Below are 16,646 nucleotides of genomic sequence, written 5' to 3'. Positions count from 1 at the left end.
CGTGAACGCTTTCGCCGCGTTCGGGGCCGGGGGCCGGGCGCGGGCGCCATGCTGCCGCCATGGAGTCCCTCGTCCACCCGCACCGGTACGCGGACGCGTTGTCCGCCAGGCGATCCGAGCTGCAGGCACAGCGCCGGGCGGCGGCCGCGCCCCGGGCCGCGCTACGCGCCGAGCTGGCGTTGGTCACCGTGGCGTCGCGGGCGGAACTGCCTGTGGCCCTTCGCGTCCTGCGGGAGTCGACCGCCCCGTGGCTGCGCGCGGCACCCGCCCGGCTGCCCGCCCTGCTGGAACCCGCGCTCGCCGCGCTCCGGTCGGCTGCCGTCGGCTCGGCGCGCGCCGAGGGCGAGGCGGCGGTCCGGCGGGTGGCGGGGAGCCTCTCCGGGCTCGACCCGATCCCCGCCGCGCTGCTCGGGCAGGCAGTGGCCGAGCCGCATCCGGGTCTCCGGTCCCCGGGTGCGGGGCCGGTCCTGCCCGCCCTCCCCCCGCGCGTCGGCTGGGTCGAGGCGCTGGTCCGCTCCGGCGGCGGGGGCGCCGTGCGGGTGGCGCTGGTCCTCGCCGCGGGCGCCCCCGCGCTGGGCCTGACGGTCGCGGGTGGACGGATCCTCCTGCCGCTCACCGTCGGTCTCGCGGTGGCGGCGGTCGCGCTGCTGGCGGTGCACCGCAGGCGGGCCGTCGCGCGGGAGCGGTGGGCCCGCTGGGTCGACGCGGCGCTGGGGGCCGCCGGCGCAGGCCTGCGCGCCGAGCTCGACACCGCGCTCCTCACCCTCGAACAGCGGGCCGGGCCCGTGCTCGACCGGCTCGCCGCCGACCGGCGGGCCGCGATCGTCCACGAACTGCGCACCCTGGGAGGGGCGGAGGATGGCTGAGATCGAGCCGATCCGGGTCGGCATCGGACCTGCGGACCTCGACACCGACGCGGACGGGCACGCGGACACCGCGGCCGTCGTCGAGGGACCGGACCTGGTGCTGCACACCGACCTCGACGGGGACGGGCTCGCCGACCGGACGGTCCGGATCGGGCCGGACACCGTCGGGCCGCGCGAGGTGCACTGGTGGGCGCCGTGGACGTGGTTCGACTGAGTTCGCCGAACCTGTGGACGACTCCGGCGCCCGAGCCCGGTTCGGCGGGGTCGGGTCGGGGAGCGTCGCTACGGTGGGTCCCGTGTCAGCCGAAATGGATCCGGAGTTCCGGGCGCTCCCGCTCGAGGCGTGCGCCGAGGCGGCGATCGCCCGCGCCCGCGCGCTCGGGGCGCAGCATGCCGACCTGCGGATCGAGCGGCTGGTGTCGCAGCGGATCTCGTTGCGGGACGGGGAGGTCACCGGCGTCGCGGACGGGGTGAGCACCGGGCTCGCGGTCCGGGTCCTGGTCGACGGGGTGTGGGGATTCGCCTCGCACGTCGAGCCCACGCCGCGGCGCGCGGCGGAGACCGCGGAGCGGGCCGTCGAGGTGGCACGGACCCTGGCGCCCGTCGCGCGAGAGCGGGTGGAGCGGGCCGCGGAACCCGTGCACGTCGCGGAGTGGGTGTCGGACTACGCGATCGACCCGTTCACCGTGCCCACCGCCGAGAAGGTCGCGCTGCTCACCGAGCGTTCCCGGCGGCTGCTGGCGAGCGACGGGATCGACCACGTGCAGGCCGGGGTCACCCAGGTGCGCGAGGGCAAGTTCTACGCGGACCTCGCGGGCACCCGCACGCTGCAGCAGCGGGTCCGGATCGAGCCCGGGCTCACGGTCACCACCGTCGACCCGGGTGCGGGCACGTTCGAGACCATGAGCACCCTGGCGCCGCCCGCGGGCCGCGGCTGGGAGTACCTCACCGGCACCGCCTGGGACTGGGAGGCGGAGCTGGCCGAGCTCCCGGAGCTGCTGGCGGAGAAGACGAAGGCGCCGTCGGTCGAGGCGGGTGTGTACGACCTGGTGATCGACCCGACGAACCTGTGGCTGACCATCCACGAGTCCGTCGGGCACGCCACGGAGTACGACCGGGCGATCGGCTACGAGGCGGCCTACGCGGGCGGCTCCTTCGCCACGCCGGACCTCCTCGGCACCCTCCGGTACGGCTCGCAGCTCATGCACGTCACCGGCGACCGGACGGTCCCGCACGGCCTGGCCACCATCGGGTTCGACGACGACGGGGTGACCACCGGCGAGTGGGACCTCGTGCGCGGCGGCACGCTCGTCGGGTACCAGGTGGACCGCACGTTCGCCCCGCGGCTGGGTCTCGACCGGTCGAACGGCTGCGCCTACGCGGACTCCCCGCACCACGTCCCCCTCCAGCGGATGGCGAACGTGTCGCTGGCCCCGGACCCGGTGCGGGACACCACGACCGAGGAGCTGATCGCGCAGGTGGACCGCGGGATCCTCGTCGTCGGCGACCGCTCCTGGTCCATCGACATGCAGCGCTACAACTTCCAGTTCACCGGGCAGCGGTTCTTCCGCATCGAGCACGGCAGGCTCGCGGGCCAGCTGCGGGACGTGGCGTACCAGGCCACCACCACGGAGTTCTGGGGGGCGCTGGCCGGGATCGGCGGCCCCTCCACCTGGCGGCTGGGGGGTGCGATGAACTGCGGCAAGGCCCAGCCCGGCCAGATCGCGCCGGTCAGCCACGGCTGCCCGAGCGCGCTGTTCCGCGGGATCCGGGTGCTGAACACGGCGGAGGAGGGGCAGTGAGCACCACGTCCACCACGACCACCTTGACCCCGCAGGAGATCGTCGAGCGCACCCTCGCGGCGGGGCGGCACCTGCTCGGTTGCGTGGTGATCGTCAGCGAGACCAGCGAGGCGGTGCTGCGCTGGGCCAACTCCACCATGACCACCAACGGGTCCACGCTCTCGTCGCGGGTCACGGTCGCGGCGCTGGTGGACCTGCCGGGCGGACCCGCCGCGGGCACGGTGAGCCTGGGCGAGGTCGTCACGGACCCGGCGCGGCTCGTCGACCTCGTGGCCGCGGCCGAACGCAGCGCCCGCGAGGCGGGACCCGCCAAGGACGCCGCACCGCTGCCCGAGCCGTCGGCGGAGGACCCGGGCTGGGGCGAGCCCGGCGCGCGCACCTCGATCGCCGTGTACGCCGACCTCGCGGAGGGGCTGGCCGAGGTGCTGGCGGGGCCTGCGCGCCAGTTCGGGTTCGCCGACCACTCGCTGACCACGAGCTGGCTGGGCACGTCCACGGGCGTCCGGCGGCGCTGGGTGCAGCCGACGGGGTCGGTGGAGCTGAACGCGAAGAGCGCCGACTCGTCCGCGTGGGTGGGCGCGGCGACCCGGGACTACACGGACGTCGACGTCCGGGCCCTGGCCGCCGAGGCCGACCGACGGCTCGCCTGGAGCAGCCGCAAGGTGTCCCTCGAGCCGGGCCGCTACGAGACCCTCATGCCGCCCTCCGCGGTGTCGGACATGCTGGTCTACCTGGGCTGGTCGATGGAGGGCCGGGCCGCGCAGGAGGGTCACAGCGCGTTCACCGGCCGGGCCGCGGTGGGCGAGCGGCTCACCGACCTGCCGCTCACGCTGTACTCGGACCCCGCCGAGCCCGGGCTGGAGTACGAGCCGGTCGTGATCGCGGGCGGCGGCACCGCGGTATTCGACAACGGGGCCCCGACCCGTCGGGTCGAGTGGATCCGCGAGGGCGAGGTCCACGAGCTGCAGTACACCCGCGCCGAGGCCGCCGAGTTCGGCACGGCCTTCACCCCCGCGGGCGACAACATGATCCTGACCGGCGGCTCCTCGGCGTCGATCGAGGAGATGGTGGCGAGCACCCGGCGCGGCCTGCTGCTGACCTGCCTCTGGTACATCCGCGAGGTCGACCCGGCCACGCTGCTGCTCACCGGGCTGACCCGGGACGGGGTGTACCTGGTGGAGGACGGCGAGGTCACCGCCGAGGTGGACCACAACTTCCGCTTCAACTACTCGCCGCTGGACATGCTGCGCCGCACCACCGAGGTCGGGGCCACCGCGCCCGCCCTGCCCCGGGAGTGGAAGGACTACTTCACCCGCTGCCGGTTCCCGGGCGTGCGCATCCCGGACTTCCGGATGAGCTCGGTGTCGCTGGGCCGATGAACACGAGCCCGCCCGAGCTCAGAGGTGCTCCTCCAGGTACCCGCGGACCAGCGGGTGCACGAGGTCCGGGCGGGTCAGCGGCGCCCAGTGCCCGGCGCCGGGCAGGTCGACGCGGGTCCAGTCCGGGCGCGCCTCGGCGAGGACCTCGGTGACCTCTCGGACCGGGCGCAGCGTCTCCGGGTCGCTGACCAGCATCGTCGGCGCGGGACCCGTCGCCAGGTCGGCCAGGGTCAGGCCGGGGTCGGTGACCGCGTCCCACTCGGCGAGCCGGTGCTCGATGCCGTCCTCGATCGGCGCGCGCTCCTCGGGGGTGAACCGGTCCCACGAGCCGGGGCCCAGCCAGAAGTCGGAGGAACCGCGCACCGCCTCCTCGCGCTCACCCGCGGCGAGCCGGGCGCGCAGCCGGTCGCGTTCGGCGCGCACCGCCGCCCAGGACTCCTCGCGCCCGGGGGTGTCCAGCAGCGCGAACGCCGTCGGCTCGAACGCGACGACCGCCGCGACCCGCTCGTCGAGTTCCACGGCGGCCCGCAACGCCACCGCCGCGCCGAGCGAGTGGCCCACCAGCGCGAGCCGCTCGGTGCTCCCCGCGGTCAGCGCGTGCACCAGCCGGGCCTGACCGGCCAACGTCATCCGGTGCTCGCCCGTCCAGGCCGGGGTCGCGCCCTGGCCGTGGACGTCGAGCATGAGCACGCGGTAGCGGTCGGCCAGCGCCTCCGCCAGCCCCGACCACAGCCGCTGCCGCGCGATGCCCCCGATCAGCACCACCGGCGGCCCCGCCCCCACCCGGTCCATGTCGACCTCGACGATGCCCCGTCGTACCACCACCATGTCGAACCCCCGAGCGGGTGGCTCGGCGCCGATCGACGGAGCGTTAACGGTTTCCGACGGGGCGTGACGTGGGTCCCTCCGGCGGGTCCGGCCGGGGACTCAGCCGAGGAGGTCGCGGATCCGGGCCAGCAGGTCGTCGACGCGCAGGCCGCCGGTGAGCGGGGCACCCGTGAGTGTGCGCAGGTAGAGGCCGTCGCCGACGAGCTGGACCAGCCAGGCGAGCACCGGGTCCTCGATCTCGGTCCCGAGGGCGGCGAGGCCGTCCGCGTCGACCTCGGCGAGGGCACGGCGCGCCGACTCCCCCGCCGTGCTGCCGTCCGCGATCCGCAGCGTCGCGAGGTAGGTGCGGGTGAGGCCCGCGGGTGACTCGGCGCCGGGAACGGAGGTCTTGAGGTAGTAGGCCACCGCGCCGCCGGGGTCCTCGCGCATCAGGGCGACGTCCGCCTTGCTGCGCGCGCGCAGCCGCTCCAGCAGGCCCTCGGTCAGGGCCTCCTTCGAGCCGAAGTGGTAGAGCAGGCCGCCCTTGGACACCTCGGCGGCCGCGGCGACGGCCTCGAGGGTCGCGCTCGCCGGGCCCGCCTCGATCAACAGCGTCTCGTACGCGTCCAGGACGCGATCTCGGGCGCTCGGCATCGCCGCACCCTATCGGCGTGCCCGCCCGCGCCGGGGACGCGCGGTGTGGTGGGCCCCCTCACTGCGGGAATGCCGCCTTGCCGTTCACGCGTTCTTGACTGTACCGTCTGGACGGTTCACTACACCGTCTGGACGGTTCATTCCTGTGCCAGATTCGACCACGCCCCGCGTGCAAGGACGTACTTCGCCATGACCGCCACCCTCCCCACGACCCGCTCCGCCTCCCCGGCGCCGGAGCGCGCCGGCGTCCGCGCCTGGCTCGCGCTCGCCGTGCTCTTCCTGCCGACCCTGCTCGTCGCGATCGACAACACGGTGCTGAGCTTCGCGCTGCCCGCGATCTCCAGGGCTCTTCGGCCGGACGCGACCACCCTGCTGTGGATCGTCGACGCCTACCCCCTCGTCCTGGCCGGTCTGCTGGTCACCATGGGCACGTTGGGCGACCGGATCGGGCGACGTCGGCTGCTGACGGTCGGGCTGGTCGGGTTCGGCGCGGTCTCGGCGCTGGCCGCCTTCGCGACGGACGGGGCCCACCTCGTCGCCGCCCGTGCGGCGCTGGGCTTCTTCGGCGCCATGCTGATGCCGAGCGTGCTGGCGATCCTGCGCACGCTGTTCGTCGACCGGACCCAGCGGCGGTTCGCGCTGGCCGTGTGGGCCACCGCGTTCGCGGCGGGCGCCGCGCTCGGCCCGATCGTCGGCGGGCTGCTGCTCCAGCACTTCTGGTGGGGCGCGGTGTTCCTGGTCAACGTGCCGGTCGTCGTGCTGGTGCTGCTCGCCGTCCGGCCGCTGCTGCCCGAGTCCCGGATGGCGTCGCCGGGGCGCCCGGACCTGATCGGCGTGGGGCTGTCCCTGCTCGCCGCGGTGCCCGGCGTCCTCGCGATCAAGCTGGTCGGCGAGTACGGGATCACCCCCGGCGCGGTCGCCGCCGCGGCGGTGGCCGTGGTCGCGGGCGTCCTGTTCGTCCGTCGGTGCCGTGCCCTCGCGGCGGCCGGGCGGCAGCCGCTGATCGACCTGTCGCTGTTCCACACCCCGGTGGTGCGGGTGTCGGTGCTGGCCAACGCCACCACCATGTTCGCCTACACGGGTCTGCTGTTCTTCTCGGCGCAGTACCTGCAGCTGGTGCTCGGGCGCTCGCCGATGCAGGCCGGGCTGGTCCTCGTGCCGGGCATGGTCGCGACGATCCTCGCCGGGCTCGGCGCGGCCGCGCTGGCCCGACGCTTCCCGCTGCGGGTCCTGGTGCCCGCGGGCCTCGTTGTCGCCGCGACCGGGTACCTGCTGTGCACGCAGCTCGGCGCGGACTCGGCGGAGACCCTGTTGCTGGTGGCGACGATCCTGATCGGCGCGGGCATCGGGCTCTGCGAGACGATCACGAACGACGCGATCCTCGCCGCGGCGCCCGCCGACCGGGCCGGGGCCGCCTCCGCGGTGTCGGAGACCGCTTACGAGGTCGGCGCCGTGCTGGGCACGGCGGTGCTGGGCAGCGTGCTCAGCGCGGTCTACCGCGGCGCGGTCGTCACGGACCTGGAGGGGCCCGAGCGCGAGATCGCGACCCAGACCCTCGGGGGTGCGACGGACGTGGCCGCGGGTCTGCCCGCGGACGCCGCGAGCGCGCTGCTCGGCTCGGCCCGCGAGGCGTTCGCCCTCGGCGTCGACGTCACGGCCGCGGTCGGCACGGCGGCGCTGCTGCTGGTGGCGCTCACCGTGATCCGCGGCCTGCGCACCCGCTCATGATCAGCGGTTGTGTGCTCTCAGTGCGGTCCGCACCGCGCTGAGAGCACGCAACGCGTGATCATGCAGCACTCAGTGCACGAAACGTGCCGGCTTGCGGAACCGGTGGAGTTACCCCGGCCGTCGCAGGCGCAAACGCCGTTCGGCGCATCCATCCGTCGTGTTCACCTGCCCGCCCGGCGCGTCCTGCACGGGTCGCCGCACCCGGGCCCGCACCATGGGCGTTGAACCTCGGGTCGGACGAAGTTCGAGAGTGACCCCGCGCCGTCGTCGTCGCGGAGCCGAATGCGAGGAGGTCGGATCCGTGTCGCTGGACGCCGTGAGCGCGTACACCCTGGTCATCGGCGATGAGGAGGGCCCCGCCGACGTGCAGGTCTTCAGCTCGGCCGAGGAGGCCTGGCGGGCCCTGGACGCGGAGATCCGCGAGCGGTGCGGGATGCGTCCCCGCCCGCGTCGGATCACCGACCCGGACGCCGCGGCCCGGTTGGCGGACGCCTGGCGCGCTGCCGAGCCCGGGGACCGCTTCTGGCAGGTGCAGGCGCACCGGCTGCCGATCCTGCTGCCCGCCATCGCGCACACCCCCGCGCGCACTCGTCCCGGGGTGCTCCGCAGCGCCTGAAGAGGGCGGGAATTGTTCCTTCACCGGGCATGGTTGCGTATTTCGAATTCGTAAGTGCCCTGCCCGATTTCACACGGTCGTCATGGGGGCGTCGCACCCCGGAACCACCGGCCGCTGTGCAGAACGTGTGAGTGCTACGCCACCGCGAGCGCCGCGAGCTGCGAAGACGGTGGTGGACGGCTTTGTCCTCACAATCTGTATCGATTCCATGATCGGTGTTGTGAGCCGTTCGACAGTTCATGCCCATGTGGGGAACACGCTTCGGCCGGTAACCTCCGTAGTCATCTTTCCCCGTTACAGCCTCGTCCCGACCAGGCGAGGTTGTTCCAGCATTTCCGCGGGCCGGTTGACGGGGGCCGGCCGGGCAGGAGACACACATGACCGCAGCGACCGTTCCCGGGATCGACGATGCGCCCACGACCAACGCGCGCCTGCTGTCGTGGGTGCGTGAGATCGCCGAGCTGACCCAGCCGGACGCGGTGGTCTGGGCGGACGGCTCGGACGCCGAGTGGGACCGCCTGACGACCAAGCTGGTCGACGCGGGCACCTTCACGCGCCTCGAGAAGAAGCCGAACAGCTTCTACGCCGCCTCCGACCCCGACGACGTGGCCCGGGTCGAGGAGCGCACCTTCATCTGCTCCGCCACCGAGGACGGCGCGGGCCCGACCAACAACTGGGCCGACCCGGCCGAGATGCGGGCCACGCTCCAGCCACTCTTCGCCGGTTCCATGCGCGGCCGCACGATGTACGTCGTGCCCTTCTGCATGGGCCCGCTCGACGCGGACGAGCCGATGCTCGGCGTCGAGATCACCGACTCCGAGTACGTCGTGGTCTCGATGAAGATCATGACCCGGATGGGGTCCTCCGTGCTGCCGCTGCTGGACGCGGCCGGGGACAAGTTCGTGCCTGCGGTGCACTCGGTCGGTGCGCCGCTCGCCGAGGGCCAGGCGGACGTCCCGTGGCCCTGCAACGCCACGAAGTACATCGTCCACTACCCGGAGACCCGCGAGATCTGGAGCTACGGCTCCGGCTACGGGGGCAACGCGCTGCTGGGCAAGAAGTGCTACGCGCTGCGGATCGCCTCGGCCATCGCGCACGACGAGGGCTGGCTCGCCGAGCACATGCTGATCCTCAAGCTGATCAGCCCGGAGGACAAGGCGTACTACGTCGCCGCGGCCTTCCCGTCCGCCTGCGGCAAGACCAACCTCGCGATGCTGCAGCCGACCATCCCCGGCTGGCGCGCCGAGACCGTCGGCGACGACATCGCCTGGATGCGCTTCGGCGCGGACGGCAGGCTCTACGCCGTCAACCCGGAGTTCGGCTTCTTCGGCGTCGCGCCGGGCACCAACTGGAAGTCCAACCCGAACGCGATGCGCACCATCGAGGCGGGCAACGCGATCTTCACCAACGTCGCGCTGACGGACGACGGGGACGTCTGGTGGGAGGGCCTCGAGGGCGACCCGCAGCACCTCGTGGACTGGAAGGGCAACGACTGGACGCCCGAGTCCGGCACCGACGCGGCGCACCCGAACTCGCGCTACACCGTGCCGATCGCGCAGTGCCCGGTCGTCGCGCCCGAGTGGCAGGACCCGAACGGCGTCCCGATCTCCGCGATCCTGTTCGGCGGCCGCCGCAAGACCACCGTCCCGCTGGTCAGCGAGGCGCGGGACTGGCAGCACGGCACCTTCCTCGGCGCCACGATGTCGTCGGAGAAGACCGCCGCCGCGGCCGGTGGCCTCGGCCAGGTCCGCCGCGACCCGATGGCCATGCTGCCGTTCCTCGGCTACAACGTCGGCGACTACTTCCAGCACTGGGTGAACGTCGGCAAGGGCGCGAACGCGGACAAGCTGCCCGCGATCTTCTACGTGAACTGGTTCCGCCGCGGTGAGGACGGCCGCTTCCTGTGGCCCGGGTTCGGCGAGAACAGCCGCGTGCTCAAGTGGATCATCGAGCGGATCGAGGGCAAGGCCGCGGCCGTCGAGACCCCCATCGGCTACGTCCCCACCCCCGACCAGATGGACCTCGAGGGCGTGGACGCCCCCGCCGAGGACGTCGCCGCGGCGCTCGTGGTGGACGTCGAGGAGTGGAAGGCGGAGATCCCGCTGATCGAGGAGTGGTTCGACAAGGTCGGCGACAAGCTGCCCACCTCGATGCGGGACGAGCTCGAGGCCCTGAAGCAGCGCCTCGGCCTGTAAGGCATCTCGCGCGGCGACCCGTCCCGGACCGTTCCGGGACGGGTCGCCGTGCGTTTCGGCGCAGAACGCTTACCCTTCCCGGGCATTCCGTCTCGTCGGGGGAGGGTGGTCATGGCCGACCGATCGGGGCTCCGCTGGAGTCCCTGGAACCTGTTGCTACTGGTTCCGCTGCTGATGCTCGTCACGCCCTGGTTCAACACCAGGGAACCGGTCGTGTTCGGCATGCCGTTCTTCTACTGGTCCCAGTTCCTCTGGGTGCCGGTGGGCGTGATCTGCGTGCTCACGGTGTACCTGCGCACGAAGAACGACGGCGTGCCCTTCCCCGACGCCGACCCTGACGTCGACGACCTCGACGAGGGGGCCCGGCGATGATCCAGTGGGTCGAGCTCGTCGTCTTCGGACTGCTGTTCCTGCTGGTCACGGTCCTGGGTTTCGTCGCATCCCGCTGGCAGAGCAGCGGCAGCAGCATGGACCACCTCGACGAGTGGGGCCTGGGCGGGCGCAGGTTCGGCGCCTGGATCACCTGGTTCCTCGTCGGCGGTGACCTCTACACCGCGTACACCTTCGTCGCGGTCCCGGCGCTGATGTTCGGCGCCGGCGCGCTGGGCTTCTACGCCCTGCCCTACACCGTGGTGCTGTACCCGATCGTCTTCCTGCCGGTGCTGCGGCTGTGGTCGGTCTCCCGGGTGCACGGCTACGTCACGCCCGCGGACTTCGTGCGCGGGCGCTACGGCAGCTCGCTGCTCGCGTTCATCGTCGCGCTCACCGGCATCGTGGCGACGATGCCCTACATCGCGCTGCAGCTCGTCGGGCTCGAGGCGGTGCTGCGCACCATGGGGCTCAACGGGACCGGGTTCGCGGGCCACCTGCCGCTGCTGATCGCGTTCGTGATCCTGGCGGTCTACACCTACCAGTCCGGCCTGCGGGCGCCCGCGCTGATCGCGTTCGTCAAGGACATCCTGATCTACCTGGTCATCCTCGTCGCCGTGATCTACCTGCCCGCCCGGCTCGGCGGCTGGTCGGCGATCTTCGGTGCGGCCGAGCAGAAGTTCGCCCAGCCCAACCCGACGACCGGGCAGCCGACCGGCTCCATCCTCCTGACCGGCAACAACCAGCTGCAGTACATCACCCTCGCACTCGGCTCGGCGCTCGCGCTCTTCCTCTACCCGCACTCGTTGACCGGGGTGCTGGCGAGCCGCGGCCGGGACGTGCTGAAGAAGAACATGGTCGCGCTGCCCGCGTACTCGCTGCTCCTGGGGCTGCTGGCGCTGCTCGGCTTCGTGGCGATCGCGGCGGGCAGCAAGCCGATCACCAACAACGCCACCGGTCGCCCGGACACCAACACGATCATCCCCGTGCTGTTCGACGGCCAGTTCCCGGACTGGTTCGCAGGCGTCGCCTACGCGGCGATCGGCATCGGCGCCCTGGTGCCCGCCGCGATCATGTCCATCGCGGCGGCGAACCTGTGGACGCGCAACATCTACAAGGAGTACCTGCACAAGGCCGCGAGCCCGCAGCAGGAGGCGCGGCAGGCCAAGCTGGCGAGTCTCGTCGTCAAGTTCGGCGCGGTGGCGTTCGTGCTGTTCGTGGACCCGCAGTTCTCCATCGACCTGCAGCTCATCGGCGGCGTGATCATCCTGCAGACGCTGCCCGCCGTGGCCATCGCGCTGTACACGCGCTGGCTGCACCGGTGGGCGCTGGTGGCGGGCTGGGTCGTCGGCATGGGGTACGGGCTCTACCTCCTCTACCTCATCCCGAACCCGGCCGCGGGCAAGGCGCACTTCGGTGGCTCCGCCCTCACCCTGGACAAGCTGACGGTCGTCGGCTGGCACCCGTTCGCGGGCTCCACGGTCCAGATCTACGTCGGGTTCGTGGCGCTGGTACTCAACCTCGTCGTCGCCGTGGTGGTGTCGGCGATCCTGCACGCGGCGAAGGTCGCCCCGGGCTCGGACGCGACGGCGGGCACGGACTACCACGCCGACGAGGGCTCGTCGCGGCTCAAGCCGGTCGCGGACACCCCCGTGCACTGAGCGTCATCATGCCTGGCCCGGCCGCTCGGAGCGGCCGGGCCGGGCACTCACAGGGACACCGGCATCACACGTCCGTGGCGTCCGGTGGGCGCGGAGCGTGGTGTTTTCGCCGCTTTCGGTTGCAGATCCCCTCGTTCGAGGTGGAACATCTCGTGAGCACGACCGATACACCCGGTGACCGCCGATCGGGAACGGCGGGCCAGGGGGAGGTGAGTGTCGGTGCAGGCGAACGCGGAGCAGCCCGAGACCGAGCTCGCCCACGACGCCGAGGTGACAGACCTCGGCGAGTTCGTGGAGCGGCTCGCGGACCAGGCGGAACCCGCCGAACCCGCGGCCGGGCCTGCGGCGCTCGACCCCGCCACCGCGGCCGCCGCCGAGCAGGTCCGCGCCCGGATCGACGCCGGGTCCGCACCCGCGGGCCTGCGGGTGCTCGCCGAGGCGCTGGCCGACTCGGAGATCCCGCAGCCGCGTGACGAGGAGCAGGTCTTCACCGACGTGGTCGGGGCCGCGCGCACCGAGCCCCTGCTGATCCTGGAGGGCCACGATCCCGCTGAGGCGGCGGCCGCGCTCGCCGCCGCCGGGCTGCGGGTCGCGGTCACCGCCGTCGACACCGCCCGGCTCGGTGCCGTGGTCGACGCGGTGCCCGGCGCCGTCGCGGGTCTGCCGACGCTCACCGCGGCCGAGCAGCGGGAGCTGCGGCTGCTGCTGGCCACCGCCACCCCCGAGCGGCTGGCCCGCTCCGGCCGCGAGATCCCGCCGCCGCCCGTGTGGCCCTCCGCCGAGGAGGTGCGGTCGCTCTGCGGGCACGCCGGCGTGGGCGGTCACCGGGGCGCCGGTGCTCCGGACGTGCTGCGGGACGTGCTGAACACGCTCGACGAGGCGGGGCTGGCCGCCGTCGTGGCCGTGGCGCGGGAGACCCGCACCGCGCTCGACGAGCTGGGCCACCGGGACAGCTGGGCGTGGCCGCTGGTCGGGGACCTCGTGCACGGCCTGCACCGTCCGGCGTTCGAGGCGCTGCGCGGTGCCGCCGCGCACAGCCTCTCGGTCGCGGACGCCTCCCGGGACCTGCCTCGGGTGACCCTCGGCGGTCCCCTCCCGCCGGACGCTGTGGCCCTGCTGACCGAGTACCGCGAGTTCCTCGTGGCGGGCGGTCGCGTGCGCAGACACTTCGCCACCGGCATCGCCCGCGAGGTGCAGCCGCTGCTGGCGCTGATCCGGGTGGGCGGCGAGGTGCCCGCCGACCCGGAGCGCGTCCGGGCCGTGGTCCTGCACCTGGAGCTGGCGCAGGCACTCGTCGGGGTGGACGAGGGGTGCCGGGCACTGGACATCCCGCCCCCGCGCGCCGTCGGGGACCTGCGGGCCCTGGTCGACGGGTTGGAAGGGGTCGAGTTCGCCGTCCGCGCGGTCGGCCGCCTCCGGCACGACGTGCTGTTCCTGCACCCCAGCTCGCCGGTCCAGGTCCCGGACCTGGAGTCCGCGGAGCGGGTGGCCGCGGGGATCCTCGACGTCGCCGAGCACGGGTCCGCCCCGGAGGCGGCGCACCGGCTCGACGGGATCGCCGCGGCGTTGAGCGGCACGGGCGAGCTGGTCGTGGAGCACCGGGCTGCGGTCGAGGCGCTGCGCAACCGGGACCCCGAGGCCTACGCCGCCGCGATCGTGGCCCTGGTGCCTGCCCGCCGCGAGGCCGTGGACCAGGCCCGCTGTGACGCGCTGCTCGCCCGCCTGCGGGAGACGGACGCCGGCCTGGCCAGGGCGTGGGCGGAGGGTGCGCGCGGGTTCGTGTGGGGGGTCCCGCTGGACACCCTGCTGATGCGGCTGCCCGCCGCCGACCAGCTCGACGCCGTGCTGGTGCTCGATGCCGCCGAGCTCACCGTCGAACGCCTGCTGGTCGCCGCCGCGGCGCCCCGCCTGCTCGCCGTGGCCGACCGCGCCCCCACCGCGGGCCCCACCCTGCTGGGCGCCCTGGAACGGGCCCACGCCCCCAAGGTCAGAGGCACGAGCACGCCGGACCCGGAAGCCCGCGTGGTCCACCTCCCGACAGCCCGCCGAGCAACCGCCTGACCCTCCACAATGCGGCGGTCAGTCGGTGGCGCGGACCGCGTCCGTCAGGGTCGCCAGGAGGGTGAGGGGGTCCGTCGCCCCCGGTTCCTGGCGCACCCAGCGGTCGCCCCCGCTCGTCGGGAGGTAGAGGGCCCAGGTGTCCTGTTCGCGACGGAGCCGTGCCAGCGGGGTGCTGGACCACACCGTGCCGAGCTCCGGGACGGCGGGCGGTCTGCGGTCGAGGACGGTCAGGGTGTCGCCGACGGAGGTGAACGCGATCCGCCGCCGGTTCCGCGCGTCGGCGGGCAGGCAGGCGGCGCACCACTCGGTCACTCGGGCACGGATCTCCTCGGGCACGGCCATACCCGGGGATGATGACGGGCACCTCGCCCCGGGCGAAAGGGGTGCTGCCGAGCTGTAACGTCCGGGCCATGAGCGATGGGGCGATCAGCAGGTTCGGGCACGTGGAGCTGGCGGACATGCCGGAGGACCTGCGGGAACGGATCGGCGCGATCGCCGAGAAGTCCGGCTTCGTGCCGAACGTCTTCCGCGCGCTGGCGAGGCGCCCCCGCGAGTTGCGGGCCTTCCTCGACTACCACGACGCGCTCATGGACTCCGACGACGGGCTGAGCAAGGCCGAGCGCGAGCTGATCGTGGTCGCGACGTCCGGGGCCAACCACTGCACCTACTGCGTGGTGGCCCACGGGGCGATCCTGCGGGTGCGGACCAAGGACCCGCAGATCGCGGACCGGGTCGCCACGAACCCCTACGCCGTGGAGCTCGGCCCCCGCGAGCGGGCCATCGTGGACCTCGCCCTGATCGTCGCGCAGGACTCGGCCTCGCTGACCGAGTCGGACCTGGACGCCGCCCGCGAGGCCGGCCTGTCCGACGACGAGATCTGGGACGTCGGCGCGATCACCGCGTTGTTCGCCCTCTCCAACCGGATCGCCCACCTCACGGCCCTCACGCCCAACCCGGAGTTCTTCCTGATGGGCCGGTCCCCCCGCTCGTGAGCGGCGATCGTCGCCATGGCGACGATCGCCGCTCACGGGGTGGTCACTCGCAGCCGATGCCGTCCTTGTCGGCGTCGAGACCGTAGATGTCCTTGCCGATCACCCGGACCGGGCCGCGGACGTAGGAGGGGCCGTTGCCCTTGCCGCCCTCGCAGTCGACGTCGGAGTCGATGGGGACGCAGCCGGAGTAGTTCGGGTCGCAGCCGGTCGAACGGGCCGGTGCCTGCGCGGCCGCGGGCTGGGGCGCCCGGGTCTGGGGTGCGGGCGCGGCGGCCTGGGTGCGCGGCGCCGCGGCGGCCCGGGTCGTGGTCGGAGCCGGCTTGCGGGTCGTGGTCGGCGCGGCCGCGCGCCTGGTGGTCGGGGCGGGCGCCTGGGTGGTGGTCGCCGGGGCCGTCGTCGTCGGGGTCGTCGTCGGGGCCGTCGTCAGCGGGGCCCGCGTGGTGGTCGTGGCCGGGCCGCTCGCCGAGGCGATCGAGACCGACTCGGTGTCGGTGGCGCGGCCGCACCCGGCGAGCAGGACGGTGAGCAGGAGGAACCCGGCGGCGGCGCCGGTCCGTACGGAGAACACGTCCCCTTGTCGGCGGATCGTGCGCATTCGCAACGACCGCGCCCGAGGATCATCATTTCTGCGGATCCCCGAGGTCGTGAGCGGCGATAGTCGCCATGGCGACTATCGCCGCTCACGGGGTGGGGGACGGCAGGGAGTCCGCGTCGAGCAGCCAGCGGGAGAGGATCACGTCGTAGGTCCCGTCCGCCCGCAACGCACCCAGTGCCGCGTCGATGGCGGGGGCCACCGCCGCCGGGGCCAGGACGGCGCCCGCGCCCTCGCCCCAGGTGGGGCTGTTGGTCTTCTCCAGCCACCCCCGCCCCGCGACGACGGCGTTCCCGGCGGCCGGGGTGTCGGCGACGAAGGCGTCGAGCTGGTCGGCGAGGACCCGGCGGGCGGCGTCCACGGCCCCGGCGAGCGGCACGATCGTGATCGGCGGCCTGCGGTTGTCCTGGCAGTGGGCGTCCCGTTGGCGCACGTCGGCGTGCTGCGCCGAGCCCGCGACGACGCCGATCCGGTGCCCGCACAACGTCGTGGCCTCGACCCGGTCCGGGTTGCCGGGCGGGGTGACGATCGCCGTGCGGGCGGCGATCCACGGGACGTGGGTCTGTCCGCGGGCGGGCTCGGGCCCGACGTTGGGGTTGATGTTGAGGTCGTGCCGGTTCTCGAACAGGGCCCGGGGCAGCGCCGTCGCGGACACGCCGTCCACCACCGCGCGCAGGCCCAGCTTGGCGGCGAGCGCCTCGGCGAGCTCGCGTTCGGCGCCGGACTCGGCGGGCACGGACACGCGCAGCACGCCGCTGCCGATCAGGGTGGGCGGCGCGAGCGCGGCGATCGCCGGGTCGGCGGCGACCGCGGGCACCGGCGGCTGCACCACCCCGAGCGGCGGCGCCTGCTCGGTGGCGCACCCGGCGAGCACACCGCCCGCCAGGAGCAGGGGGACGAGCACGCGCCGGATCACGGGCACGA

General features: G+C 73.7%; 16 protein-coding genes. 11 read left to right on the top strand and 5 right to left on the bottom strand.

Features of this window, described 5'->3' with window-relative positions; all coding sequences use genetic code 11:
* Positions 1 to 59 precede the first annotated feature (59 nt).
* From BLS43_RS09490 to BLS43_RS09475, 4 genes are all read left to right on the top strand, one after another.
* A complete protein-coding gene (locus BLS43_RS09490) occupies positions 60 to 866 on the top strand; it encodes a hypothetical protein (RefSeq protein WP_093080466.1) in 807 nt (268 codons plus the stop codon).
* A complete protein-coding gene (locus BLS43_RS09485; RefSeq protein WP_093080461.1) occupies positions 859 to 1,080 on the top strand; it encodes a hypothetical protein in 222 nt (73 codons plus the stop codon). Before BLS43_RS09490 ends, BLS43_RS09485 begins: the two co-directional genes overlap by 8 nt.
* Before the next feature lie 82 nt (positions 1,081 to 1,162).
* The gene (locus BLS43_RS09480; RefSeq protein WP_245707400.1) at positions 1,163 to 2,668 is read left to right on the top strand and encodes a TldD/PmbA family protein; all 1,506 of its coding nucleotides are present in this window, start codon (positions 1,163 to 1,165) and stop codon (positions 2,666 to 2,668) included.
* Entirely contained in the window at positions 2,665 to 4,047 is a 1,383-nt protein-coding gene (locus BLS43_RS09475) for a metallopeptidase TldD-related protein (protein WP_218129766.1), read from the top strand. The genes BLS43_RS09480 and BLS43_RS09475 overlap by 4 nt, the downstream gene beginning before the upstream one ends.
* An 18-nt stretch (positions 4,048 to 4,065) precedes the next feature.
* Here the strand turns inward: BLS43_RS09475 and BLS43_RS09470 are convergent, their stop codons facing one another.
* Together BLS43_RS09470 and BLS43_RS09465 are read right to left on the bottom strand one after the other, a co-directional pair.
* Positions 4,066 to 4,875: an alpha/beta fold hydrolase gene (locus BLS43_RS09470; RefSeq protein ID WP_093080452.1), complete on the bottom strand. Its 810-nt coding sequence runs from the start codon at positions 4,873 to 4,875 to the stop codon at positions 4,066 to 4,068.
* 99 nt (positions 4,876 to 4,974) lie between these two features.
* Positions 4,975 to 5,508: a TetR/AcrR family transcriptional regulator gene (locus BLS43_RS09465; protein WP_093080448.1), complete on the bottom strand. Its 534-nt coding sequence runs from the start codon at positions 5,506 to 5,508 to the stop codon at positions 4,975 to 4,977.
* 189 nt (positions 5,509 to 5,697) lie between these two features.
* Between BLS43_RS09465 and BLS43_RS09460 the strand changes: the two genes are divergently transcribed.
* The 6 genes from BLS43_RS09460 to BLS43_RS09435 all read left to right on the top strand — a co-directional run bounded on the left by BLS43_RS09460 (position 5,698) and on the right by BLS43_RS09435 (position 14,138).
* On the top strand, positions 5,698 to 7,236 hold the full coding sequence (locus tag BLS43_RS09460; RefSeq protein WP_093080444.1) for an MFS transporter: 1,539 nt from the start codon (positions 5,698 to 5,700) through the stop codon (positions 7,234 to 7,236).
* A gap of 301 nt (positions 7,237 to 7,537) precedes the next feature.
* Positions 7,538 to 7,852: a hypothetical protein gene (locus tag BLS43_RS09455; RefSeq protein ID WP_093080440.1), complete on the top strand. Its 315-nt coding sequence runs from the start codon at positions 7,538 to 7,540 to the stop codon at positions 7,850 to 7,852.
* A 377-nt stretch (positions 7,853 to 8,229) separates the two neighbouring features.
* Positions 8,230 to 10,047 (top strand): phosphoenolpyruvate carboxykinase (GTP), encoded by a 1,818-nt coding sequence (locus BLS43_RS09450; protein WP_093080436.1) that lies wholly within the window; start codon positions 8,230 to 8,232, stop codon positions 10,045 to 10,047.
* Positions 10,048 to 10,158: 111 nt separating this feature from the next.
* The gene (locus tag BLS43_RS09445; protein WP_093081257.1) at positions 10,159 to 10,419 is read left to right on the top strand and encodes a DUF3311 domain-containing protein; all 261 of its coding nucleotides are present in this window, start codon (positions 10,159 to 10,161) and stop codon (positions 10,417 to 10,419) included.
* Positions 10,416 to 12,077: a monocarboxylate uptake permease MctP gene (gene mctP, locus BLS43_RS09440; protein WP_093080432.1), complete on the top strand. Its 1,662-nt coding sequence runs from the start codon at positions 10,416 to 10,418 to the stop codon at positions 12,075 to 12,077. The genes BLS43_RS09445 and mctP overlap by 4 nt, the downstream gene beginning before the upstream one ends.
* Before the next feature lie 219 nt (positions 12,078 to 12,296).
* A complete protein-coding gene (locus tag BLS43_RS09435) occupies positions 12,297 to 14,138 on the top strand; it encodes a hypothetical protein (RefSeq protein WP_143029993.1) in 1,842 nt (613 codons plus the stop codon).
* Between the two features lie 18 nt (positions 14,139 to 14,156).
* Here BLS43_RS09435 and BLS43_RS09430 read toward each other — a convergent pair whose 3' ends face one another.
* The gene (locus BLS43_RS09430; protein ID WP_093080424.1) at positions 14,157 to 14,480 is read right to left on the bottom strand and encodes a DUF3024 domain-containing protein; all 324 of its coding nucleotides are present in this window, start codon (positions 14,478 to 14,480) and stop codon (positions 14,157 to 14,159) included.
* 68 nt (positions 14,481 to 14,548) lie between these two features.
* Between BLS43_RS09430 and BLS43_RS09425 the strand changes: the two genes are divergently transcribed.
* Complete coding sequence (locus BLS43_RS09425) at positions 14,549 to 15,130, top strand: peroxidase-related enzyme (protein WP_093080420.1); 582 nt, start codon at positions 14,549 to 14,551, stop codon at positions 15,128 to 15,130.
* Between the two features lie 43 nt (positions 15,131 to 15,173).
* Here the strand turns inward: BLS43_RS09425 and BLS43_RS30475 are convergent, their stop codons facing one another.
* Positions 15,174 to 15,698: a hypothetical protein gene (locus tag BLS43_RS30475; protein ID WP_218129765.1), complete on the bottom strand. Its 525-nt coding sequence runs from the start codon at positions 15,696 to 15,698 to the stop codon at positions 15,174 to 15,176.
* A gap of 112 nt (positions 15,699 to 15,810) precedes the next feature.
* A complete protein-coding gene (locus BLS43_RS09415) occupies positions 15,811 to 16,638 on the bottom strand; it encodes a type 2 periplasmic-binding domain-containing protein (RefSeq protein ID WP_176921248.1) in 828 nt (275 codons plus the stop codon).
* Between the last annotated feature and the right edge of the window lie 8 nt (positions 16,639 to 16,646).

The organism is Pseudonocardia oroxyli (assembly GCF_900102195.1).
Lineage (GTDB): Bacteria > Actinomycetota > Actinomycetes > Mycobacteriales > Pseudonocardiaceae > Pseudonocardia > Pseudonocardia oroxyli.
The sequence above is the reverse complement of the archived record's forward strand: the minus strand, read 5'-3'. Positions and strand labels throughout refer to the sequence as shown.

Excerpts from the sequence above, each read along its gene's own strand:
- BLS43_RS09490 (WP_093080466.1), top strand. The coding sequence starts at position 60 with ATGGAGTCCCTCGTCCACCCGCACCGGTACGCGGACGCGTTGTCCGCC.
- BLS43_RS09485 (WP_093080461.1), top strand. The coding sequence starts at position 859 with ATGGCTGAGATCGAGCCGATCCGGGTCGGCATCGGACCTGCGGACCTC.
- BLS43_RS09470 (WP_093080452.1), bottom strand. The coding sequence starts at position 4,875 with ATGGTGGTGGTACGACGGGGCATCGTCGAGGTCGACATGGACCGGGTG.
- BLS43_RS09465 (WP_093080448.1), bottom strand. The coding sequence starts at position 5,508 with ATGCCGAGCGCCCGAGATCGCGTCCTGGACGCGTACGAGACGCTGTTG.
- BLS43_RS09460 (WP_093080444.1), top strand. The coding sequence starts at position 5,698 with ATGACCGCCACCCTCCCCACGACCCGCTCCGCCTCCCCGGCGCCGGAG.
- BLS43_RS09450 (WP_093080436.1), top strand. The coding sequence starts at position 8,230 with ATGACCGCAGCGACCGTTCCCGGGATCGACGATGCGCCCACGACCAAC.
- BLS43_RS09445 (WP_093081257.1), top strand. The coding sequence starts at position 10,159 with ATGGCCGACCGATCGGGGCTCCGCTGGAGTCCCTGGAACCTGTTGCTA.
- mctP (WP_093080432.1), top strand. The coding sequence starts at position 10,416 with ATGATCCAGTGGGTCGAGCTCGTCGTCTTCGGACTGCTGTTCCTGCTG.
- BLS43_RS09430 (WP_093080424.1), bottom strand. The coding sequence starts at position 14,480 with ATGGCCGTGCCCGAGGAGATCCGTGCCCGAGTGACCGAGTGGTGCGCC.
- BLS43_RS09425 (WP_093080420.1), top strand. The coding sequence starts at position 14,549 with ATGAGCGATGGGGCGATCAGCAGGTTCGGGCACGTGGAGCTGGCGGAC.